The sequence below is a fragment of the Sorangium sp. So ce887 genome, from assembly GCF_051521455.1.
In the GTDB taxonomy this organism is placed as follows: Bacteria; Myxococcota_A; Polyangia; order Polyangiales; family Polyangiaceae; genus Sorangium.
In genome coordinates this window covers 6,815,802-6,838,851 of sequence record NZ_CP150354.1, presented here as the reverse complement: position 1 = coordinate 6,838,851, position 23,050 = coordinate 6,815,802, and the positions used below count along the sequence as shown (strand labels likewise).

At 74.0% G+C, this 23,050-nt stretch carries 21 protein-coding genes; 16 read left to right on the top strand and 5 right to left on the bottom strand.

The window, feature by feature from the left end; genetic code table 11:
- Window positions 1-44 precede the first annotated feature (44 nt).
- The 3 genes from WMF36_RS25265 to WMF36_RS25255 are packed head-to-tail and all read left to right on the top strand — an operon-like array spanning window position 45 to window position 6,128.
- Window positions 45-3,104, top strand: a complete 3,060-nt coding sequence (locus tag WMF36_RS25265) for a YbcC family protein (RefSeq protein ID WP_437573306.1) — start codon at window positions 45-47, stop codon at window positions 3,102-3,104.
- Window positions 3,094-4,530 (top strand): NADH-quinone oxidoreductase subunit 5 family protein, encoded by a 1,437-nt coding sequence (locus WMF36_RS25260; protein ID WP_437573305.1) that lies wholly within the window; start codon window positions 3,094-3,096, stop codon window positions 4,528-4,530. The genes WMF36_RS25265 and WMF36_RS25260 overlap by 11 nt, the downstream gene beginning before the upstream one ends.
- Window positions 4,527-6,128 (top strand): complex I subunit 4 family protein, encoded by a 1,602-nt coding sequence (locus WMF36_RS25255; RefSeq protein ID WP_437573304.1) that lies wholly within the window; start codon window positions 4,527-4,529, stop codon window positions 6,126-6,128. Before WMF36_RS25260 ends, WMF36_RS25255 begins: the two co-directional genes overlap by 4 nt.
- Here the strand turns inward: WMF36_RS25255 and cysK are convergent.
- Both cysK and WMF36_RS25245 read right to left on the bottom strand, forming a co-directional pair.
- Window positions 6,116-7,006, bottom strand: a complete 891-nt coding sequence (gene cysK, locus WMF36_RS25250; protein WP_437581957.1) for a cysteine synthase A — start codon at window positions 7,004-7,006, stop codon at window positions 6,116-6,118. The genes WMF36_RS25255 and cysK overlap by 13 nt on opposite strands.
- 288 nt (window positions 7,007-7,294) lie before the next feature.
- Complete coding sequence (locus WMF36_RS25245) at window positions 7,295-8,155, bottom strand: endonuclease/exonuclease/phosphatase family protein (protein ID WP_437573303.1); 861 nt, start codon at window positions 8,153-8,155, stop codon at window positions 7,295-7,297.
- 110 nt (window positions 8,156-8,265) lie between these two features.
- On the opposite strand from WMF36_RS25245, the gene WMF36_RS25240 reads away from it, so the two are divergent.
- The 3 genes from WMF36_RS25240 to WMF36_RS25230 all read left to right on the top strand — a co-directional run bounded on the left by WMF36_RS25240 (window position 8,266) and on the right by WMF36_RS25230 (window position 11,002).
- Window positions 8,266-8,697: a hypothetical protein gene (locus WMF36_RS25240; RefSeq protein WP_437573302.1), complete on the top strand. Its 432-nt coding sequence runs from the start codon at window positions 8,266-8,268 to the stop codon at window positions 8,695-8,697.
- Between the two features lie 82 nt (window positions 8,698-8,779).
- Window positions 8,780-9,778, top strand: coding sequence for an SDR family NAD(P)-dependent oxidoreductase (locus WMF36_RS25235; RefSeq protein ID WP_437475913.1), 999 nt, complete (start codon window positions 8,780-8,782; stop codon window positions 9,776-9,778).
- Window positions 9,779-9,856: 78 nt separating this feature from the next.
- A complete protein-coding gene (locus WMF36_RS25230; protein WP_437573301.1) occupies window positions 9,857-11,002 on the top strand; it encodes a DegT/DnrJ/EryC1/StrS family aminotransferase in 1,146 nt (381 codons plus the stop codon).
- On the opposite strand, the gene WMF36_RS25225 is transcribed toward WMF36_RS25230, so the two are convergent.
- Complete coding sequence (locus tag WMF36_RS25225; protein ID WP_437573300.1) at window positions 10,991-11,701, bottom strand: nucleotidyltransferase family protein; 711 nt, start codon at window positions 11,699-11,701, stop codon at window positions 10,991-10,993. The two genes, WMF36_RS25230 and WMF36_RS25225, sit on opposite strands and share 12 nt — an antisense overlap.
- A gap of 187 nt (window positions 11,702-11,888) precedes the next feature.
- On the opposite strand from WMF36_RS25225, the gene WMF36_RS25220 reads away from it, so the two are divergent.
- Window positions 11,889-12,245, top strand: a complete 357-nt coding sequence (locus tag WMF36_RS25220) for a hypothetical protein (RefSeq protein WP_437475910.1) — start codon at window positions 11,889-11,891, stop codon at window positions 12,243-12,245.
- Between the two features lie 53 nt (window positions 12,246-12,298).
- Window positions 12,299-12,625, top strand: a complete 327-nt coding sequence (locus WMF36_RS25215; RefSeq protein WP_437475909.1) for a hypothetical protein — start codon at window positions 12,299-12,301, stop codon at window positions 12,623-12,625.
- A gap of 27 nt (window positions 12,626-12,652) precedes the next feature.
- Here the strand turns inward: WMF36_RS25215 and WMF36_RS25210 are convergent, their stop codons facing one another.
- Window positions 12,653-13,405 carry a tetratricopeptide repeat protein gene (locus WMF36_RS25210; RefSeq protein ID WP_437573299.1) on the bottom strand — a complete coding sequence of 251 codons (753 nt, stop codon included), beginning with the start codon at window positions 13,403-13,405 and terminating at the stop codon, window positions 12,653-12,655.
- 137 nt (window positions 13,406-13,542) lie between these two features.
- Between WMF36_RS25210 and WMF36_RS25205 the strand changes: the two genes are divergently transcribed.
- Both WMF36_RS25205 and WMF36_RS25200 read left to right on the top strand, forming a co-directional pair.
- Window positions 13,543-13,959 carry a tellurite resistance TerB family protein gene (locus WMF36_RS25205; RefSeq protein ID WP_437573298.1) on the top strand — a complete coding sequence of 139 codons (417 nt, stop codon included), beginning with the start codon at window positions 13,543-13,545 and terminating at the stop codon, window positions 13,957-13,959.
- Between the two features lie 133 nt (window positions 13,960-14,092).
- On the top strand, window positions 14,093-14,950 hold the full coding sequence (locus WMF36_RS25200) for a serine/threonine protein kinase (RefSeq protein ID WP_437475906.1): 858 nt from the start codon (window positions 14,093-14,095) through the stop codon (window positions 14,948-14,950).
- Window positions 14,951-15,096: 146 nt separating this feature from the next.
- Here WMF36_RS25200 and WMF36_RS25195 read toward each other — a convergent pair whose 3' ends face one another.
- Window positions 15,097-15,735 carry an FKBP-type peptidyl-prolyl cis-trans isomerase gene (locus tag WMF36_RS25195; protein WP_437573297.1) on the bottom strand — a complete coding sequence of 213 codons (639 nt, stop codon included), beginning with the start codon at window positions 15,733-15,735 and terminating at the stop codon, window positions 15,097-15,099.
- Between the two features lie 121 nt (window positions 15,736-15,856).
- Here WMF36_RS25195 and WMF36_RS25190 point away from each other — a divergent pair, with 121 nt between their 5' ends.
- The 6 genes from WMF36_RS25190 to WMF36_RS25165 all read left to right on the top strand — a co-directional run bounded on the left by WMF36_RS25190 (window position 15,857) and on the right by WMF36_RS25165 (window position 23,050).
- Window positions 15,857-17,716 (top strand): hypothetical protein, encoded by a 1,860-nt coding sequence (locus WMF36_RS25190; RefSeq protein ID WP_437573296.1) that lies wholly within the window; start codon window positions 15,857-15,859, stop codon window positions 17,714-17,716.
- Between the two features lie 15 nt (window positions 17,717-17,731).
- A complete protein-coding gene (locus tag WMF36_RS25185) occupies window positions 17,732-18,625 on the top strand; it encodes a matrixin family metalloprotease (protein ID WP_437573295.1) in 894 nt (297 codons plus the stop codon).
- Between the two features lie 90 nt (window positions 18,626-18,715).
- On the top strand, window positions 18,716-19,999 hold the full coding sequence (locus WMF36_RS25180; protein ID WP_437573294.1) for a hypothetical protein: 1,284 nt from the start codon (window positions 18,716-18,718) through the stop codon (window positions 19,997-19,999).
- 94 nt (window positions 20,000-20,093) lie between these two features.
- Window positions 20,094-20,726: a TetR/AcrR family transcriptional regulator gene (locus WMF36_RS25175; RefSeq protein ID WP_437573293.1), complete on the top strand. Its 633-nt coding sequence runs from the start codon at window positions 20,094-20,096 to the stop codon at window positions 20,724-20,726.
- Window positions 20,723-21,634, top strand: coding sequence for an alpha/beta fold hydrolase (locus WMF36_RS25170; protein ID WP_437573292.1), 912 nt, complete (start codon window positions 20,723-20,725; stop codon window positions 21,632-21,634). Before WMF36_RS25175 ends, WMF36_RS25170 begins: the two co-directional genes overlap by 4 nt.
- 207 nt (window positions 21,635-21,841) lie before the next feature.
- A complete protein-coding gene (locus WMF36_RS25165; protein WP_437573291.1) occupies window positions 21,842-23,050 on the top strand; it encodes a PAS domain S-box protein in 1,209 nt (402 codons plus the stop codon).

Sequence of the window (23,050 nt, the reverse complement as noted above, 5' to 3'; positions counted from 1 at the left end):
GCGCGCGGGTGAGGCTCCAGGAACAACCGTTCTCCAGGATCGTCATGAACACCGAGCTCTCTCGAGATCTCCGCGCGAGCGCCGCCCGGCAGAGGCGCCTTTGCGACCTGGTCGAGCACGCCGGGCACCTCCTGCCGGCGCAAGGGCCCATCGGCGTGTTCGTCCACCACAACACGCTGCACGCGTTCCAGCACCTGCCGTTCCACGACGCGCTCGCCGCGGCGAGCGCCGTCTTCGAGGCGGAGCCGTACCTCGCGGAGGCGGATTACCGCGCGCACATCGCGTCGGGTCGCATCGACGACGAGGACCTCGAGGCGGCGCTCGCGGGGCGCTTCGCGGCGCATCCGGACGAGCGACGAGGCCCGCTGTCCCGCCACGAGATCGAGCGGCTCGCGCTGCGCTATCCCATCGAGGCGGAGACGGCGGCGGACCTCTCGTGGCGTATCTCCGAGGTGGGGGAGACGCGGAGGCTCCGGGCCGACGCCCCCGCCGAGCGGCGCTGGCGCATCCTGGAGAGCACGGAGCGCTGGCTCGAGGAGCGCCCCGAGACCGCAGCGCGCCTCCTCGACCAGGGCGGCCGCGATCCGGAGTCGCGCGCCGCGCTCGCGCTCTGGGACGCGTGCCGCGCCGTGCCGCTGCCGCCCGCCCCGCCCGCGGAGCCGCCGCTCGTCGATCGCGTGGGCGTCGACCGGTCGCACCGCGATCTGCTGCTCGCGCTGGCAGGCGAGGATCCGGCCGAGCTCGTCGATCCGCTCGTGATCCGGCTCCTCGCCGCCTACCTCGACGAGGGCGTCGCGCACTGGGCGATGCCCGATCGGGCGCAGGGGATCTGGCGCTGCTTCCGCGACATGGTGCTCGAGGGCTCCCGCCTCGCTGCTCCGGCCTTCGCGGGGCTCGACGCGGAGCTCCGCCGGCTCGACGCGGCGGGGCTCCCGCCGTCCGCCATCGCCGCCCGCGCCCTCGACGAGCTCGGGGTGCCCGAGGACCCCTGGGAGGGGTACGTGACACGCGTGCTGCTCGAGCTGCCTGGGTGGGCCGGCATGATCCACCGCCTCGAGCACACCCCGGGCGACCGGCCGCCGGGCTCACCGCCCGCGTCGCTTGTCGAGTACCTGGCCGTCCGCCTGACCCTCGCCCGGTACGCGCTACGCGACGTCGCGCGCCGGCGGCTCGGATACACGGGGCCCCTCGCCGGGCTCGTCGAGCACGCCCGTCGCGCGGCACGGCCGCCGGCGCCGCCGGCGCGCTCGCCCGATCACGATCGGCCGTTCTGCCTGTTCCAGCTCGCTCAGCTCGCTGGGCTGTCGGCCGCCGAGGTGGAGCGGCTGTCGAAGACGGATCGCGTCTGGGCGCTGTCGGCGCTCGAGGCGTTCGACGGGATCGCGCGGCGCCGCGTCCTGCAGGAGGCCTACGAGCACCACCATCGGGTCGAGGCGCTGCACGGGATCGCCGCGAACCTGCGCCGCCCGGAGGACGACCGCGCGGTGAAGGAGCCCCGCTTCCAGGTCGCCTTCTGCATCGACGATCGCTGCGAGGGGCTGAGGCGGCATTTCGAGGAGCTCTCGCCGCGGCACGAGACCTTCGGCGTGGCCGGCTTCTTCGGCGTGCCGATCCGCTACCGGGGGCTCGACGACGCCGGCCACGTGAGCCTCTGCCCGGTCGGCGTGGAGCCGGCGCACGAGATCGTCGAGCGGCCGCACGAGGAGGAGGCGGGCCGCCGCCGAAAGGCCCGCCGCAGGCGCTGGGCGCGGCTCCTGCACGCCCTCGGGCGCGGCACCCGCACCCTGGCGCGCGGCGTGCTGCTCACGCCGACCCTGGGCCTGTTCTCCACCCTCCCGCTCGTCGGGCGCATCCTCTTCCCGCGGGCGACGGCGAGGCTGCGCCGCGCGCTCGAGCGGCGCATGCTCCCCGCGGTGCCGACGCGGCTCCACAGCCCGCACGACGCGGGCTCCGGCGCGGCCGGCGAGGGGCGGCCGTTCACCGCCGCGGAGAGGGCGGCCCGGGTGGCCGCCACGCTGGAGAACATGGGGCTCACGCGCGGCTTCGCGCCGATCGTGGCCGTGCTCGGCCACGGGTCGACCAGCGTGAACAACCCGCACCAGTCGGCCTACGACTGCGGCGCGTGCGGCGGCCGCCACGGCGGCCCGAACGCGCGGCTGTTCGCGGCCATGGCGAACGACCCCGAGGTCCGCGCCTCGCTCCGCGGCCGGGGGATCGACCTCCCGGACGGGACCTTCTTCCTCGGCGGCATGAACAACACGACGACCGACGAGATCGTCCTCTACGACCAGCACCTCGCGCCGGCGTCGCACCGCGGCGAGCTCTCGGCGCTGCGCGGCGCCCTGGACGCGGCGCGCGAGCTGCACGCGCACGAGCGCTGCCGTCGCTTCGCGTCGGCGCCTGACGAGAGCGACCCCGCGCGGGCGCTCGCGCACGTCGAGGCGCGCGCCGCGGATCTCAGCGAGGCCCGGCCCGAGCTCGGGCACGTGACCAACGCCGTCTGCGTGGTCGGCCGCCGCGCGCTCACCCGCGGGCTGTTCCTCGACCGCAGGGCGTTCCTCGTGTCGTACGACCCGACGCAGGACCCGGGCGGCGCGATCCTCGAGCGTGTCCTGCTCGCGGTCGGCCCGGTCGGGGCGGGGATCAACCTCGAGTACTACTTCTCCTGCGTCGACAACCGCCGCTACGGCGCCGGCACCAAGCTCCCCCACAACCTGGTCTCGATGCTCGGGGTCATGGAGGGATCGCTGAGCGACCTGCGCACCGGGCTGCCGAGGCAGATGATCGAGATCCACGAGCCGGTGCGCCTGCTCGTCGCCGTGGAGGCGAGCACGGAGACGGCCGCCGCGCTCTGCGCGCGGCAGCCGGCCCTCCGCGAGCTCATCTGCAACGGCTGGATCCAGCTCGCCTGCGTCGATCCGGCGACGCGCCGGATCGCGTGCTTCACGGGGGACGGCTTCGCGCCGTTCTCTCCCCCGGACGACCCCTTGCCGGCGGTCCAGCGCTCCGCCGACTGGTACGCCGGGAGATCCGGCTTCGTCCCGCCAGCGCTCATCGGCGCCGCGTCCAAGCGGCCACGTGAGGTCAAAGGCCATGCTGTCTGACGCGCTGCTCGGCAAGCTCGCCGCGCTCGCCGTGCTCTCCCCGGCGGCGACCTTCGCCGCGCTCGGGGCCTACCTGCTGCTCCTGCGCACGCCGAGCGAGCGCGTCATCTCGCGCGCCGTGCTGTCCGCGCTCTCGGTCTCGCTCGCGGCCTCGCTGGCCATCTGGGGCTCGGCCGTCGCGGCGCCCTACGCCTTTCTCCCGGTGGAGCTCGGCCGCTGGTTCGGGACCGGAAGCTACGCGTTCGAGATCGTCCTGCTCGTCGATCGCCTGTCGGCGACGATGATGGTGCTCGTCTCGCTGATCGCGCTCACGGTCGGCCGGTTCTCGGTGGCGTACCTGCACCGCGAGCCGGGGTTTGCGCGGTTCTTCCTGCTCCTCGCGCTGTTCTCGACGGGCATGCTGGCGCTCGTGTCGGCGGGCGCCGTCGACCTGCTCTTCGCCGGCTGGGAGCTCGTGGGCGTGACGAGCGTGCTGCTCGTGGCCTTCTTCCACGACCGCGCGGCGCCGCCGCGGGCCGCGGTGCGCGTCTACATCACCTACCGGCTCTGCGACGTCGGGCTGCTCGGGGGCGCGGTGCTCATGCACGATCTCGCCCGCTCCTCGCAGTGGGGCGTGGCGTTCGGCGGCGCCCCCTGGCCCGGGGCCGCCGCGTCGCTCGGCCCCGGAGCGGCCACGGCGATCGCGCTGTGCCTGTTCCTCGCCGCCATGGGCAAGAGCGCGCAGTTCCCGCTGGGGAGCTGGCTGCCGCGGGCCATGGAGGGGCCGACGCCCTCGAGCGCGCTCTTCTACGGCGCGATCTCGGTGCACGCGGGGGTGTACCTGATGCTGCGCGTGGCCCCGCTGCTCCAGCGCTCTCCGGCCGCGAGCGCGGTGATCGCCTGCGTCGGGGCGGCGACGGCCATCTACGGCACGATGGTCGGGCGCGTGCAGGCGGACGTGAAGAACGCGCTCGCGCACGCGACGATGACGCAGGTGGGGCTCATGTTCGTGGAGATCGGGCTCGGGCTCTACCGGCTCGCGCTCGTCCACCTGTTCGCGCACGCGTGCCTGCGCTGCCTCCAGATGCTGCGCGCCCCCTCGGCGCTCCGCGACGCGCAGGAGATCCGGGCCGCGCACGCCGGCGAGCCGCTGCCGCCCCTCGGGCTCGCCGCCCGCATGCTGCCGGCGGCGCTCGTGCGGCGCGCGTACTGGCTCGCCCTCGATCGCTTCCACCTCGAGGCGCTGCAGGAGCGGCTCGTCGCCGCGCCGCTGATGCGCCTCGGGCGCCTGCTCGACCGGAGCGAGCGCCGGTGGGTGGCGGCGCTGAGCGGCTGGCCCGAGCGCGCCGCCGCCGAGCCGGGGGAGCAGCCCGCGCGCGGGGTAGAAGACGCGCGCGCCATGGCCTTCGAGCCCCCCGCGCGCGACACGAAGGGAGCCCGGACGTGAGCTCATTTCCGATCCTCGCGGCGCTCATCCTCACGCCGGCGGTCGGGGCGCTCGTCGCCTCCCGGGCGCGCAGCGACGAGGGCGCGCGCCGCGCGGCCGTCGTCGGCGCGGCGCTCACCCTGCTCCTCTCGGTGGTCCCGCTCGCGCTCTCGTGCGCCGGCGTCGCGCTCACCGCGGGCGGGCCCGCCCTGCCGCTGCTCGGGGCGCGCCTCCGGCTCGGCCTCGACGGCTACACCACCGCCCTGCTCCCGCTGCTCGGCTTCGTCCTGCTCGCCCTGGTCGCGGCGAGCCCGCGCGCCGCGCTCGATCGGCCCACCGCCGCGGCGCTGCTCGCCACGGGGAGCGCCATCCTCGGCGTGTTCTGCGCGCTCGACCTCGCGGTGCTCGCGGCGTCGTGGCTCGCCGCGCTCGTGCCGGTCGAGCGCCTGGTCGCCAGGAAGGGCGCCCTGGACCCGCTCCTCCGGCGCACCTGCCGCATCTTCCTGCTGGGAGGCGCGGCGCCGCTCGCCCTGGCGATCGGCGCCATGGCCGTGCTCGCCGCGCGCCGCGGGGCGGCCCTGCCGTTCGACATCGAGGAGATCTCGCGCGCCGGCATCCCCGAGGCGTGGCAGTCGCCGCTGTTCGCGCTCGTCGGGATCGCCGTGCTGATGCGCATGGCCGCCGTGCCGTTCCACGGCTGGCTGCCCGTGCTGCTCGAGCGGGGGCCGCTCGGCGTGACCGTCCTGCTCGCCGAGATGCAGGTCGGCGTCTGCGTGCTCCTGCGCGTCGGGGTGGCGCTCCTGCCTGCCGGCTGCGCCGAGGGCATGCCGATCCTCGCCGTCCTCGGCCTGGTGAGCGCGCTGCACGGCGCGGTGCTCGCGCTCGTCCAGACGGATCTGCGCCGGCTGCTCGGCTACCTCGTGGCGAGCCAGAAGGGGCTCGTGCTCCTGGGGATCGCCTCGCTGAGCCGGGAGAGCGTGAGCGGCGCGCTCCTCCAGACCGTCGCGTCGTCGATCGCGATCACGGGGCTCGCGATCGTCATCGGAGCGCTCGAGGCGCGCACCGGCACCGCCGACACGCGGGCGCTCGGCGGCCTCGTGGCCCGGACGCCGCGCATGGCCGCCTTCTTCTTCCTGCTCGCGTGCGCGGCGATCGGGATGCCGGGGGCGCTCTCGTTCGTGAGCGAGGACCTGCTCCTGCATGGAATTTTACACATTCACCCGGTGCTGGCGGTGCTGGCGCTGGCGGCGGCGGCGATCAACGGGATCACGCTGTTCCGCGCGTTCCAGCGCGCCTTCCTGGGTCCGCTGGGGCGCGACCTGCGGGGCGCCTCGGTGGAGGCGCTCCTGTTTCGCGAGCGGGCGTTCCTGCTGGCGATGGTGGCGCTCACCGTGGTCCTCGGCGTGGCCCCGGCGCGGCTGCTCGCGCTGCACGAGCCGATGGTCGAGCGGGTGCTCCACGGCGCGGCCCGCGGCGCAGCGATGCGCGCCGGGGCGGCGAGGAGCCGCCGAGCCATCGCCGATGGCGGCCTGGGATCCCCGTCTGGGACGACGACCGTCGCGGTGGGCCCGGCGGACGAGCAGGGCGCGCCGCGGCCGGACGCGGCTCAGGTCAGGTAGCGCTCCCCCGAATCGGGCAGCACCGTCACGATCGTCCCGCGCACCTTGCGCGCGACCTCCAGGGCCGCATGGACGTTGGCGCCGGAGCTCGGCCCGACGAGGAGCCCCTCTTCGCGGGCGAGCCGCCGCACCATGCGGGACGCGCCCGCCTCCGTGACGGTGACGATCTCGTCGATGAGCGAGCGCTCGAGGATCGCCGGCACGAAGCCGGGGCCGAGGCCCTGGATGCCGTGCGGGCCTGGGCCTCGACCCGAGAGCACGGCGCTGTTCGTCGGCTCGACGGCGCAGATGCGGACCGCGCTGCCCAGCTGATCCCTGAGCACGCGCCCGCAGCCGGTCAGCGTGCCGCCGGTGCCCACGCCGACGACGAGCGCCGCGATGTCGCCGCCGGTCTGCGCGAGGATCTCGAGGCCGGTGGCGAGCGCGTGAGCGGCGGGGTTCGCCGGGTTCTGGAACTGCTGGCTCATCCAGGCGCCGGGGGTCGCCTGGCAGATCTCCACCGCGCGGGCGACCGCGCCGGCCATGCCCTGGCCCTCGGGCGTGAGGACGATCTCGGCGCCGTACGCGCGGAGGATGTGCCGGCGCTCGACGCTCATGTCCTCGGGCATGACCACCACGCAGCGGTAGCCGCGCACGGCCGCGATCATCGCGAGGCTGATCCCGGTATTGCCGCTCGTCGCCTCGACGAGGGTCGACCCTTTCCTGAGGGCCCCTTCGCGCTCGGCGCAGAGCACCATGCCGAGCGCCGCCCTGTCCTTGACGCTGCCGCCCGGGTTCATCGACTCGAGCTTGCCGTAGATGACGCCGCCCCCCTCGGGCGAGATCCGGGCGAGGCGGACGAGCGGCGTGCCGCCGATGAGCGCCAGGGCGTCCGGCACGACCGGGCCGACGCGCAGGGGAGCAGCGGGCAGGGGAGCCGAGCACTCGCCGGGAGCGTCGGGCGGGCTCGGCGGGGCGTCGCCCGGGGCTCGAGGGGTCGACATGACGCCAGTGTACACGTGAACAGGGCATCCTCGAGGATGCCCGGGGGTCGGCAGGGGCTCCTCGGCCGTCGGCTCGGCACACCGAGCCCCTCGTCGAGCACCCGCCGTCGCCCGCCTCGAGCTCGGCCCTCGGCCGCGTCGAGGCGGGCGACGGCCGGCGCCGGCAGCTCGCCGGAGCGAGCCCTAGATCGAGAGCTCCGACAGCACCCCGTAATGATCCGAGGCGGCGACGCCGTCCTCGATCTCCTCGAAGACGACCCGCGACGAGAGTGGCTTGCCCCGCCCTTGCTTGTCCGGGCCCCGGACGAAGACGTAGTCGATGCGGCGCGGGTACTCGTTCGTGATCGCCGCGAACGGGTTCCGCACGGGATCGAAGGTGAACCCGGGGCCCTCGCCCGTCTGATCGAAGGTGTCGGCGAGGTACACGCTCTTCTGGTTCAGGGTCTGCAGCCCCTTCAGGAACCGGATCTCCGCGGACTCGGGCTGCGCGTTGAAGTCGCCGACGACGATGGGCGGCAGGCCTTCCATCGGCGCCTCGCGCATGACGATCTCGGCCACGGCCGCGACCTGCGCCTCGCGCACGGCGCCGTGGTGGAACTTCCAGTTCAGGTGGGTGACGAAGAACGGGATCACGCCGCGGGGCGACGCGAGCTCGGCGAGCAGGATCGAGCGCTTCTCGTCGGTCTCGCCCGTCGGCAGGGGAAACGCCTGGCTCCGCCCGATCGGCCAGCGCGACAGCACGGCGTTGCCGAAGAGCACGCCGCCGCCGAGGTCGTGCGCGGCGCCGAACGCGGCCTCGTAGCCGAGCCCCTCGGCGATGTCGTCGGCCAGCGACCGGCCCTCGTACGACAGCACCTCCTGGAGCCCGACAACGTCGGGGTCGAGCTCGCGAACGCCCTTCCGGATGAGGCCGAGGCGCGCCTCCCACGGGTCGTGGCGGTTCCAGATGTTCAGGGTGAGCACCCGCAGGCAACTCCGGGTAGCCGCGCCGGAACCGCCGTGCACGGCGCCGCCGGCCCCGGAGCCTTCTCGAGGACGAACCATGCCGACGGGCTACGCCAGCTGCGCGTCCGAATCCAGCCGTGATACGAAGGGCTCGGCGCAAGCCGCTCCCTTCCGGCGCGGAAGGGCGACCTTGACCGGGAGAACCCTGAATGATCGCGAGTGCTCCTCGAAGGGGGCGGCCTGAAACGGCCTCCTTCCGATCTCGAACCCCGCTCCGCCTGGCCGAAAGCCTCCTCCTGCTCGCGCTGCTCGCCGGCTGCGACAGCAAGATGGAGCCCAAGGAGTGCGACAAGCTCCGCGGCGACGCCTTCGAGATGGTGAACAAGGCGCAGCACTGCAACACGGACGCCGACTGCCGCCAGAGCGAGTGGCCGGGCTGTGCGAAGCCCATCAGCAATGCGACCTCCGACAAGATCAAGCCCCTCGCGGAGAGCTACAAGACGGGCCAGTGCGAGGAGCCCAAGGTCGACTGCAAGAGCCCGCCGCAGTCCTACTGCAAGCAGGGGCTCTGCGTGCACCGCGAGATCGGCACCCCGGAGGGGGCGGGCAACACGCCCACCGATCAGATCCAGATCCAGTGATCGCGGCCGCGCCGCCCGACCGCGAGCCCCGCGCGTCGGTACGCGCTTGACGCGCGCACCCGCAGAGGCCACGGACGCGGCCGTGAGCGAAGGCTTCTATCGCGGCAAGCGCGCCGTCGTGACCGGCGCCGGCGGGTTCATCGGCAGCCACCTCGTCGAGGCGCTGGTCCGGGAGGGCGCGCGCGTGCGGGCACTCGTCCGGTACACCTCGGGCTCGCGGCGCGGGCACCTCGACCGGCTCCCCGAGGACGTCCTCGCGCAGGTGGAGGTCGTCCCCGGCAACGTGGAGGACGCGGGCGCGGTCCGGTCGCTCGTGCGCGGCGCCGACGTCGTGTTCCACCTCGCGGCCCTGATCGGCATCCCGTACTCGTACGTGGCCCCGCAGCAGTACGTGGCGACGAACGTGCAGGGCACGCTGAACGTCCTCGAAGCGGCGCGCGAGCACGGCGCGCGCGTGGTCCACACCTCGACGAGCGAGACCTACGGCACCGCGCGCTACACCCCCATCGACGAGGCCCACCCCCTGACCGGCCAGTCCCCGTACTCGGCCACGAAGATCGGCGCCGACAAGCTCGCCGAGAGCTACCACCTCTCCTTCGGCCTCGAGGTCGCGACGATCAGGCCGTTCAACACCTACGGCCCGCGGCAGTCGTCGCGCGCGATCATCCCGAGCGTGATGCAGCAGCTCGCCGCCGGGAGCGCCGCGCTCCGCATCGGGAGCACCGCGCCGGTGCGGGACCTCAACTTCGTGTCCGACACCGTCGCGGGCTTCCTCCTCGTCGGCTCGAGCGCGCGGGCGGTGGGGCAGACGCTCAACGTGGGGAGCGGGCGCGCCATCTCCATCGGCGATCTCGTCCGGCTCATCTTCGAGGTGACCGGCAAGCGCGCGGAGCTCGTGACGGACGAGGCCCGGGTGCGCCCCGACGCGAGCGAGGTGATGGTGCTGCTCGCCGATTTCCGACGCGCCACGGAGCTCGTCGGCTACGCGCCCCGCGTGCCGCTCGAGGAGGGGCTCGCGCGCACGTACGCCTATGTCGAGCGCCACCTCGCCGAGTACCGGCCCCGCGAGTACGCGATCTGACGCACGGCGCCGCGCCGTCCGGGCGGGCGCCTCACGCTCGGCCTTCCGGCGCGGCGCCGGCGGGATGGATGGAACGCCATGTGGAAGATACCTCTCAGCGATCTCTCGTTCGGGCCTGAAGAAGCGGAGGCCGCGCGGCAGGTCGTCGCGTCGGGCTGGCTGACGATGGGGGAGCGGACGGCGCAGTTCGAGCAGAAGCTCGGCGAGGCGCTCGGCACCCCGAGGGTGCTCGCCGTGACGAACTGCACCGCCGCGCTGCACCTCGCGTACACGGCGCTCTCGGTGGGCCCTGGCGACGAGGTGATCTGCCCGAGCCTCACGTTCGTGGCGACCGCCAACGCCGCGCTCCAGTGCGGCGCGAACGTGGTGCTCGCCGACATCGTCGGCGACGACGACCTCAGTGTCGACCCCGCCGACATCGCCCGCAAGATCACCCCGAGGACGCGGGCGATCGCGGTCGTCCATTACGCCGGCTACCCCTGCGACATGGACGCGATCGCCGCGATCGCGGCCGAGCGGGGGATCGCCGTGGTCGAGGACGCGGCGCACGCGCCGCTCGCGACCTTCCGGGGCAGGGCGCTCGGGACGCTGGGCGACGTCGGCTGCCTGAGCTTCTTCTCGAACAAGAACCTCGCGGTCGGCGAGGGGGGGGCCGTGATCGCGAAGGACGACGCGCTCCTCGCGCGCATGCGGCTCCTCCGCGCGCACGGGATGACGACGCTGACCCTCGACCGGCACAAGGGGCACGCGTTCACGTACGACGTCATGGCCGCCGGCATGAACTACCGCATCGACGAGATCCGCAGCGCCATCGGCATCGTGCAGCTCGGCCGGCTCGCGGCGGGCAACGCGCGGCGGCGGGCGCTCGTGGCGCGCTACCACGAGCGCCTCGCCGGCCTGCCGGGCGTCGGGCTCCCGTACCGCGACTTCTACGCGCGCGGGCTGGGCGAGAGCGCGCACCACCTCATGCCGGTGCTCCTGCCCGACGGCGCCTCGCGCGAGGCCGTGATGGAGGCCATGAAGGCGCGCGGCGTCCAGACGAGCGTGCACTACACGCCGATCCACCGCTTCTCGCACCACGGCGCCTCGGACCGGGTGCGCAAGGAGGGGCTCTCGCGGACGGACGCGATCGCGGGCCGCGAGCTCACGCTCCCGCTCCACCCGCGCATGCAGGACGCCGACGTCGACGCCGTGTGCGAGGCGCTCGCCGCGTCACTCCGGTAGGTACCGCTGCCGGTTCTTCTCGAACTCCTCCTGCGCCTCGGCGAAGTCGTCGCTCCTGCCGATGTCGAGCCAGTGGCCCCGGAAGGGGAAGGTGGCCACCTGCTCGCCGGCGTCGAGCAGCGCGTGCATGAGGTTGTCGAACCCGAACGGCCGGCCCTCCGGGATGAAGCGCAGCACGGAGCGGCTCATCGCGTAGATGCCCATGCTGACCCAGAACGTGTACGTGGGCTTCTCGCGGAACCCGACGACGCGCCCCTCGGGGCCGAGGTCGAGCACGCCCAGGTCGATCTTCGAGGCGCGCTCGCAAACGGCGACGGCGAGCGGCGCTCCTGCCGCCTCGCCCGTGCGGTGGAGCGCCGCGAAGTCGATATCGCTGAGGATGTCGCCGTTCATCACGAGGAAGCGCTCCGGCAGGTCCCGCTCGATGATCCGGAGCGGACCCACGGTCCCGAGCGGCGTGTCCTCGCGCTGGTAGGAGATGCGCAGCCCGTACCGCCTCCCCTCGCCGACGACCGCCTCGATGAGGGCGGCCTGGTGGCCGACGCACATCACCACGTCGGTGACCCCGGCGTGCGCGAGCTGCCGGAGGAGGATCTCGACGATCGTGTGATCGCCGATCGGCATCAGCGGCTTCGGGATAAGGGCGGTGTAGGGGCGGAGCCGGGAGCCTTTGCCGCCGGCGAGCACGACTGCCTTCATGCGGTGACGTATACCCACGCGCTGCTCGGACGGGGGACCATTCCGCAGAATTTCGCGCTCATCTGGCCCGCCGCGTCCTCTCCGATTGACTCTCTTCCGGCTGCTCTTTAGTGATGGAGAGCGTCCCGCGGCAGGTCAGCCCCTGCGCGGCGCGATTCAACCTTCACAGGCGGCTTGGGCAGCAATCATGACGATGGTCCCCCCGTCCCGTACCCCCGGAAGGAAGCGCCGGAAGCTCGGATATCGCGGCAGCGGCACCTTCGCCATGTGCAGCGCCGGCCCGCACCCGGGCGGTCCGCTCTTCCGGCAGCTCTGCACGCTCGCCGACCGCTTCAGCGCGTGCCCGGACGACCCGGCCGCGGCGCAGATCGGGAGCGTGCTCTCCCTGCTCGCCTTCTACGCGACAAAGCCGAACGACCGGGATTTCCGGCTGTCGTTCGGCTCCTTCGTCATGGACCTCGCCCTCGCCGACGAGGAGCGCGCGCGGGCTCGGGCCGAGGGCGACGGGCCCGTCCCCTACCGGCGTCCGCTCCTCGCTCGCTGACCTCGGCTGCGATGAGCACGCGCGAATTACCGACGCGCCCCGCGGGGCGCAGCATGCGGACGGCCTCTGCCTCGGTCGTGCTGATCGTGAGCGCCAGCGAGCAGCTCGCGGAGCGTTGCCGCCGGCTGGTCTTCGTCGAGGGCGCCGACCTGCTCGCGTGCGATCTCGTGTCGCTGCGCGGGAGCGCGGCCTGGCTGAACCCGCTGGCCATCGTGATGACCCAGGACGTGCGGGCGTTCGATCCGGAGGGGTTCATCGAGCTGTCGCGGCGCATCGGCGCGGAGCTCGTCGTTCTCCCGTCCGAGAGCGTCTCGGACACGCAGCTCACCGCGATGATCACGGCGGCGCTGGACATCGCCCTGCGCCGCCGGACCGACTGACGCGATCGGGCCGCGCCGGCGATCGCGTCAGTCGCGCGGCGGGAGGACGTCGCCGGACCGGCTCGCCAGCAGGCACCCCTCATCCAGGCCGAGCTTGCACGCCTTGGTGAACAGCTCGACCGCCTTCGGGCCGTCGCGCTTCACGCCTTCGCCCTGCGCGTGGAGGTGCCCGAGCTCGACGCAGGCGGGGGCGTTGCCGCGCTCGCAGACGCGCTGGAACAGCGCGGCCGCGCGCCCGGCGTCGGCGCTCGCGCCCTGGCCGTGGAGGTAGGCCCTGCCGGCCGCGAGGCAGCCGAGGTTTGCGCCCGCGTGGCACGCGCGCGCGTGCCAGTAGAGCGCCGCCGCGTCCGCCGCGTCCGCCCCGTCCGCCGCGCTCGCCCCGTCGGCTCTGTCGGGGGGCGCGAGCCGATCGTGGTACGCGTCGCCGAGCCGCAGGCAGCCCCGCGCGCTCCCCTCCGCGCACGCTTCCTTGAACAGCCCCATCGCCCGCCCCACGTCGACCGAGACGATCGCGCCGCCCAGGTACATCGATCCGAGCGTCACGCAGTCCTCGATCTGGTGGTCGGCGCAGCCGTTCGTGCAGCCCACGAGATCGTCCCGCTCGCAGGGCAGCCGGAACGGCGGTGGGGCGGCTTCGGCCGGCGCCGCGGCGGGCGGCGTCGCCGCGGTGGCAGGCCGGAGGGGCCCCGCGGCGTGGCGCGGCGTGGTCGTGGCCGCGCCGCCGCAGCCGCAGAGGAGGAGCGCGCCGAGGAGCGCCTGGGCGAGTTCACGCACGTGCATCCTCGAACTCATGACACACCGGTCGCCCTCTCCCAACGCCGCCCGCGGAGGCGTTTGCCCCGGACGCCGGGGGGCCGGGGGCGCGCCGGGGGCTGGTCCCCCGCCGGGCCTCGGTGTAGACGGATCCGATGCCGCTCATGAGCCCTCCTCCGCTGCAAACGCTTGACGAGCCCAACCTCGAGGCGCTCGTCGAGCTGATGTTCCTCGCGGCGTTCGCCGACGGCGAGTTCAGCCAGGAGGAGAAGGTGCATTTCGCGCGGAGCGTGGAGTCGCTCACGGACCGCCGGATCCCTCCGAGCACGATGGACGAGCTCATCCGTACCGTGGTGGAGCAGCTCCAGAAGGAGGGCCGCGCCGCCCGGCTTGCGTCGCTCAAGGAGCGGCTCGCCACCCCGCAGGCCCGGAAGGTCGCCTTTTTCCTGGCCGCCCAGGTCGTGGTCTCCGACGGGATCGTCAGGACCAGCGAGCGCGAGCTCCTGCTCGACGTCGCCGCGGCGCTCGAGCTCGATCAGACCGAGGCCGCGGACGTCCTGCGGAAGCTCGCTGCTTCATGAGCGTCCGGCCGCCCTCGGCGCGCTGCGCCCGGGCTGCCCCGGGGGTCTGCTCGGCCGCGGGGGCGCGCTCCAGGGCGGGGCGAGCGCCGCGGGGTGAACGGGCGCCGTCGTTTTCGGTTACGATGGCGTCGCCGTGACCTGGTCCTCGACTGGCAGTTTCCTGATCCCGTTTCCGGTGCCGGGCTCAGCGCTGACCTCCACCCGGGGCACGTACATGATCGGGGCGCTCATCGGCGACGGCCAGTATGGCTCGGTGTACGAGTGCAGCGGGCCGTTCGACCAGGTGTACGCCCTGAAGATGCTGCGGCCGGCCAACAAGCCCTACCAGGTCGTCAAGGAGGAGTGGTCGCGCGAGATGCTCCGCCTGGAGAGCTTCCGCCACCCGAACATCGTCTACATCCACGACGCGTTCGAGGTGAACTACCTCTTCTACCTGGCGCTCGAGCGGTGCGACACGAGCCTCCGGGCGCTGCTTGGCACCCCGTTCCAGCCGCCCTTGCTCCTGGAGCTCGCGCGCCAGCTCCTGATGACGCTGCAGTACCTGCACGACAACGGCGTCGTGCACGCCGACCTGCACGCGGGCAACGTGCTCATCTCCCAGCTTGACCACAGGCCGCTCGTCAAGCTCACCGACTTCGGCGTGGCCCACCAGCTCGACGGCGTCACCCGCTGGTTCCGCCCGCAGGTCGCGAACCCGAAGATCCTCGTGCCCGAGCTCGTGACGGCGGGCTACACGACGACGCAGAGCGACCTCTACCAGCTCGGGCTTCTCATGTACCAGATGCACACCGGCCAGCCGGCCATCGACGTGAACGCCCCTTACGAGGAGATCACGCGGCAGATCGCCGAGGGGACCCCGCGGCAGAAGGCCGAGGCGCTCGGCACGCCGCTGAGCCAGGTGGTCGCCAAGCTGCTGCGCCGCCGCGACGCTTACCGCTATTTCTCCGCGCGCGACGTCTGGGACGACCTGCGGCAGCTCCGCTGGACGTAGCGCGCTCTCCGCTGCGCCCGCGGCGCGTTCCGGGCTACACCTCTCTCGCGGCGCACCTCTCGCGGCGCCCGCGGCGCACCTCTCGCGTCGCCCGCGGCGCACCTCTCGCATCGCCCGCGGCGCACCTCGTCTCCCTGGGCGCCTCCCTACTTCTCGGCCGGCGCGGCGGCGGGCTTGTCGCCCTTGGCCGCGTCCGGCTTGGCCGCGTTGCCGGCCGCCGGCTTGGCCGCGTTGCCGGCCGCCGGCTTGGCCGCCTTGTCGGCCGCGGGCGCGGTTTTCCCGGCCTTGTCGCCCGCGGGGGCGGCTGCGTCGTTCGCGGCGTCGCCGATGCCGAGCAGCTCGATGTCGAAGACGAGCGTCGCCTTGCCCGGGATCTTCGGCGGGCTGCCCGACTCGCCGTAGGCGAGGCGCGAGGGGATCGTGAGCTTGCGCTTGCCGCCCACCTTCATCCCGACCACGCCCAGGTCCCAGCCCTTGATGACCTCCGTATTGCCGAGGGTGAACACGAACGGCTCCCGGCCGACGGAGGAGTCGAACTCGGCGTTGGTCTTCAGCAGGCGCCCTGTGTAGTGGACGCGGACCTTGTCGCCGTCCTTCGCCTCCGGGCCGGTGCCCACGACGGTGTCTTCCTTGATGAGGTCGGCGGGCTCCGGCTCGGCGGGCTTCACCTGCGGCACGGCGCTGCCCGGCGGCAGATCCGGTTCGGGGACCTTGTCCTCGCAGCCCGCGACCGGACCGAGGAGGACAGCGCAGGAGAGGGCGAGGACGATTTGGAAAGGTTTCATGCCGCCACCTCTTACGCACCCCGCGCGGCCCGATCAACGGTCTCCCGCCGCGCCCGGGTCCCGGGCGTGGGCCGGGTTTCCGTTGCGGCGCTCCGGCCCGCGCGGTTAGGGTGCGGCCACCTTGGCTCGTGCGTTCTCCGTCGCTGCCCTGGCGATCGCCGAGGGAGGCGCCAATGCCGTCGGCGCCGTGCGCTTCACCTGCGCCGAGACGGAGCTCGAGGTCGAGCTGGTCCGTGTCGCCGGCTACGCCGAGGGGTTCGCCCTGGGCGCCGTGGCGGCGCCGGTCCGCTTCGGGGTCCCCTACACCGCGATCCGTGGCCTCTTCCGTCGCGGCAAGGCGCTCTGCGTGGCGATCGATCCGTCCGCGTGCTCGCCGCACAACTGCTTCGTCCTCGCGCGCTTCGAGGGCGATCTCCCCGGCGTGCCCGGCGTGATCTCGCCGGCGGCGATGGAGGCGATGGAGAGCGCCTACCGCGCGCGCCTCCGCGCCCGCGCGGCGAGCTGGATCGCGCCGGCCCCGGTCGGCGTGCTCGCGGCCGCCCTGTCCCCCGACTATCTCGCGAGCGGCCCGCTCGGCACCGCGTCGCTCGCGCTCCTCGTCGCGCTCGCGACCTGGCTCGCGCTGCGCTTCGCCGCGCGGCTCGTGACCTGGGGAGGGCTGCCCTCGGATCGCCTGCGCGACGCGCTCGTGGCGGAGCTGTCGCGCCGCATGGGCTTCGCGTCGGACCGCCTCGCGGCCTCGACCCCCGACGCGCCGGCCGCGCCCGTGTTCGCGCCCCGGCCGACGCCGCTCGGCGCGCAGCCCGGGCGTGAGCGCGGCGGTGAGGAGGGGTTCGACGCCCTCCCGCTCCGGGCCCGCGTGCTCGTGCCCGCGGCGCTCGCCGTGGTCGGCATCGTGGCCACGATGGCGTTCGTGCAGCGGTTCGCGGCGCCCCGCGATCTGCCTCCGGCCGAGCGGCGGGCGGCGCGCGGCGTCGGCCCGGCGGCCCGCGGAGCCGCCGCAGCGCTCCTCGCGAGCGAGGCCCGGGAGCGCGCCGAGCCGTCGTTCCCGCACTGCCTCTGCGACCGCGCCGACTCGCCGCTCTGGCGGCAGGGGGTGCCCATCCTCAGCGTGCTCGGCTCGACCGGGCCCGACGATGGCGCCGGGGTGATCGCGCCGATCCTGCGGCGAGACCGGGCGGAGGACGACGAGGCCGCCGCGGAGCCGGGCGAGACCGGCGCGGAGCCGGGCGGGACGGCGGCGGAGCCGGGCGATGCCGGCGCCGAGCCGGGCGATGCCGGCCGCGATGGGGGCGGGCGCCCGCCGCGGCCGGCGCGTGGCCGCTACGATTTCGAGCTCGCGGTCGTCAACAACAGCGGCGCTCCCGTGAGCGACTTTCGCGTGCTGCTCACGTTCGCGCGGCGCGATCGCCGCGACGAGCGCGCCGGGATCACCGAGCGCGGTCTGTTCTGGGAGGGCGCGCTCGGGCCGGGGCGCGCGGTGAAGTGGCACGTCGAGGCGCCCGGGACCGAGGTCAAGATCGAGCCGGGGGTGACGGGCCTGCTCGACGGCGAGACCGGGGTGGCGTCGCCTGACGCGTTCTTTGAGCTGACGCGCGCGCGCTACCGCGTGGTGCGCATCCACGCGGCGATGATGCTCGCCTGGCTTCGCGACCCGCGCGCCCGCGACGCGCTCCTGTCGCTCCTGCCCGCCGCGTCCGGGGAGGAGGAGAAGCTCGGGCGGATCCGGCGTGCGACGGCCGACGTCGTCCCGTGCTCGGTCGCGGTGGAGGAGGGCCGGCTACGGGCGTGCCTCTTCAACGGCGGCGTGGCTCCGCTGCGCGGCGTCACGCTGCGCGAGGTCGCGGCGGGCGAAGGAGGGGCGCCGCGTGCCTGGCCCATCGCGGCGACCTTGCCGGTCCACGAGGGGGTGGAGGTGACGCTGCCCCTCGAGGGGAGCGCGGCGCCCGAGGAGCTCGAGGTGGTGCCGCAGGGCCGCTGAGACGATGATGAGGGGATGAAGAGAGGCTTCCGGGCCGCGCTCGCCCTGGTCGCGGCGCTCGCGGCCGCGCTGGCGCAGCTCGCCGGGGCCCGTGAGGCCGCCGCCTGGGCGCCGCTCGACCTCGAGGTCGTCCCCCGCTGGAGCGCGCTTCCGGTCCGTTACCACATCCATCACAAGACGATCCCGGGTCCGCTCTCCGGCTTCGCCGCCGCCGGCATCGAGGCCGGGTTCGCGGCCTGGTCGAGCCCCGCGTGCACGGCGTGGGAGACCGAGCTCCTCGGCGACACGGACGCCGGCTACGACTTCGACGACGGCAAGAACGTGTTCCTCTGGCTCAGCGACAGCTGGCCTGCCGAGCTCGGTCAGGCAGGCTCGGTGATCGCGATCACGATGCCGGTCTGGGGTACCGACAGCGTCATCGACGACGCGGACATGGTGTTCAACAACGTGGGCTTCTGCTGGGACGACGCCGGCGAGGGCGACTGCATCGATCTGCGGTCGATCGCCACCCACGAAGAGGGGCATTTCCTCGGCCTCGGCCACTCGAACGTGCGCGGCGCGACGATGCTGGGGACCTACCGGGGCGGCACGTCGGCGCGCACCCTCGAGGACGACGACATCGAAGGGGTGTGCGCGCTCTACCCGATCGGCGGGACGACCGTCGCGAGCTCGGGCGCCGGCGGCGGCGCGGGCTGGGGCGGTGCGGCGCCGGAGACCGAGGACGGGCCGAAGAGCGGCGGCGTGGACGAGACCGAGAGCGACGCCGGCTGCTCCTGCTCGGGCGGCGGTCGGCAGCCGGGGGCTCCTGGAGCGCTGCCGCTCGCCGCGCTCGGCGCGCTCCTGTCGCGCCGGCGCCGGGGACCTCGGCCGGCTCCGCGCGAGCCGCGGCCGGCTCCTCGCGAGCGGTAGCAGGGGCCGGGGCAGGAGAGCGGGCGCCCCGCGTTGGCGCGTGGACGGGCCCGCTTTACAACCCAGCGCAGCCGGGGCAAACGTGCCGCCATGCCCGAGCCGAGCACCGCAGCATTCGAGGCGGAGGTCGCGCGTGCCCTCCGCTCTCTCGAGGTCGACAGCTCCGTTCCCGCGCTCGATCCGCTCGGCGATCCGGCCGGCGCGGCGCGCGCTCTCGCGGCGGAGGGCGACGGCGCGCCGCTGCTCCTCCGCGCGGCGCCGGAGCTCGGCGCGCCGCAGCGCGACAAGGACGCGCGCTTCGGCCCGGCGCCGCGCGACCCCGTCTGGCTCCGGATCGAGCGCGGCGCGAGCGCCCTCCGGCTCGCGCCGCTGCGGCTCGCGGGCGCGGCCGGCGGTGCGGGTGGGGCAGGGGAGGGCGCGGCCGAGTCGCGCGACCCCGTGCGCGTCGAGGTGACCGCGGAGCAGCGCCCGTGCTGCGCCGCCCCCACGTGCGCGCGCGAGCGGACCCACGTTGCCGCCTGGCTCGCGCTCGCCCCGCCCGTGCCAGCGCGCCCCTCGGCAGCCCAGCGCCTGCTCGTCGCCGAGGCGCAGGACCTCGATCCCGGCCGGGCGGAGGCGCTCGTCGAGGCGGTGGCGGCGCCGCTCGCGGTCGCGCTGCGCGTCCCGCTGGCGACGGCGCGCGGGGCCGAGCCGCCCGGCGCCATCGCCCCGCGGCCCCTCCCGGAGGCTGCGCCCGCGCCCGCGCTGACGGCCGCCGCGCTGGCGCGGTTCGCGATCCGGAGCGAGGGCGAGCTCCTCGTCCTGCGGGACCACGCGAGCCAGGGACCGCGCGCGGCCGCGACCCGCAACGCGCTCATCGGCGCCGTGCTGCTCGTCGCCGCGCTCGCGCTGTGGATCCAGACCATGCGGAGCGCCTCCGCGGGCGACAGCGGCATCGCGATCGGCATCGGCAGCGCCGCCGCGCTGCTCTCGCTCGCGGGCTACGCCTTCCTCGGCGTCGCCCGGTTCTCGTCCCGGTATGCGGCGCGCTCGGCCCCGGTGGCGTCGTTCGCTCCGGGCCGCTTCGTCGTCGCCCCCTGGGTGAGCCGCACCGGCGCCATCGACCTGCGCCCCGAGGGCAGGCTCGGGGCCGCCATCTCCGCCGGGGAGGTCCAGGGCGTCGGCGTGCAGCTCCGCGGCGACCGCTTTGCGGTCGAGATCGAGAGCGACCACGGCCCCATCGACGTCCTCCTCACCGACCGCGAGGACGTCGCGCGCTACTGGCGCGACGCCATGGATCGCGCCGTCGCCTCGGTCCGCCACCCCGGCGGCCCTTCCGCCAAGCAGCGCCTCCGCGCGCGCTCCCAGGCGCAGCCGTCCGCCGCGGCCAGCTGAGCTGCGGCTGGGCTGTCGCGAGGTCGCGCTCATCGGAGGCGAGGCGTACCTGCCCGCTTGCGCACCGCCCGCCTCCATGTAATGAACACGTTCAGTGAACGCGTTCACTCAAAAGCCTGGCCGACGCGACGCCCAGAAGGACGCGACGCGCGCCCGGATCCTCGAGACCGCGCGCGACCACTTCGAGCGTCACGGCTTCGAGGCGGCGAACGTCCGCGCCATCGCCGCGGACGCGGGCGTCGCCGCGGGCACGGTCCTCCTCCACTTCGCCGACAAGCGCGACCTGCTCCACGCCGCGCTGTTCGACGACCTCGCCGCCACCGCGGCCGAGGCCGTCCGCGACGACGAGCCCGGCACCCTCGAGCAGCGGATCCACCGGCTCGGGGCCGCGTTCTTCGCGTACTACGCCCGCAGGCCGACGCTGTCGAAGACGCTGCTCCGCGAGGCGCTCTTCGCCGACCCGCCGTGGCAGGCGCGCTTCACCGAGCAGGTCGCCGCCGTGCACGGCCGCGTCGTCGCGCTCTTCAACGCCGCCCGCGCGCAGGGGGAGGTCGCCGACGACGCCGACGCCGCGCTCTTCGGCGTCGCGTTCTTCTCCTTCTACTACTTCGCGCTGATCGCGTGGGTCCAGGGCGCGCACCCGTCGCCCGTCGCCCTGCTCGATCGGCTCGTCGCTCAGCACCTCTGCGGGCTCCGCCCCGCAGCCAACGTCAGGAGGGCTCGATGACGTCATCCATCATCTTTCGCAGTCCAGAGGCGCGCGCGCGCATCGCCGCGTGGTTCGAGCGGTTCCGCGAAAAGGTCCCGGTCCCGGCCCGAGCGCGCGAGGTCTCGACCCGCTTCGGCGCGACGCACGTCCTCGTCGCCGGCCCCGAGCACGCCCCGCCGCTCGTCTGCCTGCACGGCGCGCTCGCGAGCTCCGCGCATCTCCTGCCCGAGCTCGGCCCGCTCCTCGCGCGCTATCGCGTCTACGCGCCCGACGTCATCGGCCAGTCCGTCAAGAGCGCCGACGTCCGCCTGCCGCTCGACGGCCCCGCCTACGCCGAGTGGCTCACCGACGTCCTCGACGCGCTCGGGCTCGCGCGCGCCCACCTCCTCGGCGTGAGCTGGGGAGGCTTCGTGGCCCTGCGCATGGCCCAGATCGCGCCCGCCCGCATCGATCGGCTCGTCCTGATCGTCCCGGGCGGCCTCGTGTCCGGCCCGGTGTGGCAGGGCCTCACGCGCGTGGCCATCCCGATGGCCCTCTACCGTGCGTTCCCTTCCGAGGAGCGGCTCGCGCGCCTCCTCTCCGGGCTGTTCTCCACGCACGACGACCTGTGGGGCCCCTACTTCGGCGACGCGGTGCGGAGCTACCGGCTCGACATGCGGGTGCCGCCGCTCGCCACGCCGGAGGCCCTCGCCGGCTTCGCGCGGCCCGCGCTCGTGTTCGGCGCCGACGACGACGTGAGCTTCCCCGGCGCGAAGCTGCTCGCGCGCGCGAAGGTGCTCCTGCCGCGCGCCGAGACCGAGCTGCTCGATGGGTGCCGCCACTCGCCCCCCACCGACGACGCCTTCCGCGCGCGCCTCGGCGAGCGCATCGCGCGCTTCCTCGGGCCCGACGCCGCGTCGCCCCGGCTCGCCCCCCAGGCCGGGTGAGTCACCCCTTCCGCGCGCCGGCTAGCGAGACGCAAATCCGCGATCGCGACGATCCGACGGCGGCTGACGTAGCAGGCGCTGCTCGGGAGATTGCAGCAACAGTGGATCCCGCCCGGGCAGCGCGGCCGGAGCACGCCGGTAGTGCATGCAGGACGGCCACGACCGCTCTCGACGACCGGCAGGCGTTCAGGTTAAATTTTTGTGTGCATGACCGTTTCCACTGCGTCTCAGGAAGAAGTCGAGGCCGGACAGCTTGCGCGCAGGCGTGCGCTCCTTTTTGAGCGGGCGCCGCTTGCGATCGTCCAGTACGGCACGGATCTCACGATCGAGGACTGGAACGGTGCGGCCGAGCGCCTGTTCGGCCATGCGCGCCAGGAGGCGCTCGGCCGGCGCGTGGACGAGCTGTTGCCGGCGTCCGACGACCCCGATGCGTGGCGGCGGCTCCTCGCGGAGGACGGCGTGGCGCCGCGGGTGTGGAGCCACGTCAGCAAGGACGGCGGCGTGGCGTACTTCGAGTGGCGCCACGAGCGCCTCCTCGACGAGCGCGGGGAGGTCAGCGGCGTCGGGGTGTTCGGGCAGGACGTGACGGAGCGGAGCGAGCAGCTCCGCCGCCACCAGCAGAAGGAGGTGATCCTGCGGACCGTCACGCAGACGCTGCCGATCGTCGTCTGGGCGATCGACGCGGAAGGGATGTTCACGTTCCACGAGGGCAAGGGGGTCGACGGCGCGGGGCTCCAGGAGGGGGAGCACCTTGGCCACAACGTGTTCGAGCTCTACGCCGGCTCGGAGGGCGTCGACGTGCTTCGACGGGCGCTCGCGGGCGAGGCGTCCCATTCGCACTCCGCGACGCACGGGGTGTTCTGGGAGAACTGGGAGGTCCCCGTCCGCGACGAGCGAGGAGCGGTGTACTCGGTCGTTGGCGTCACCCTCGATATCAGCCAGGCGAAGAGCACGGAGCAGGAGCTCCGGACCAAGCTGGAGCTCATCGAGCGGCAACAGCAGGTCATCCGCGACCTGTCGACTCCCATCATCCAGGTGTGGGAAGGCGTGCTGACCTTGCCGATGATCGGGGTCCTCGACAGCCAGAGGACCGCGGAGGTGATGGATACCCTCCTCGAGGCGATCGTGCGCACGGGCGCGCGTTACGCGATCCTCGATCTCACCGGCGTCGACATGGTGGACACGAAGACGGCGAGCTACCTCCTCGATCTGGTCGGCGCGATCCGGCTCCTCGGCGCCGAGGGCATCGTCACGGGCATCCGGTCGAACGTCGCCCAGACCATCGTGAGCCTCGGCCTGGATCTGGACAAGATCACGACCCTCGGCAACCTCCGCGCCGCGCTCCAGCACTGCATTCGCCAGATGAACAAGGAGCGAGCGGCCGGCGCGACGCAGATCGCGCCCGATCGCCGATAA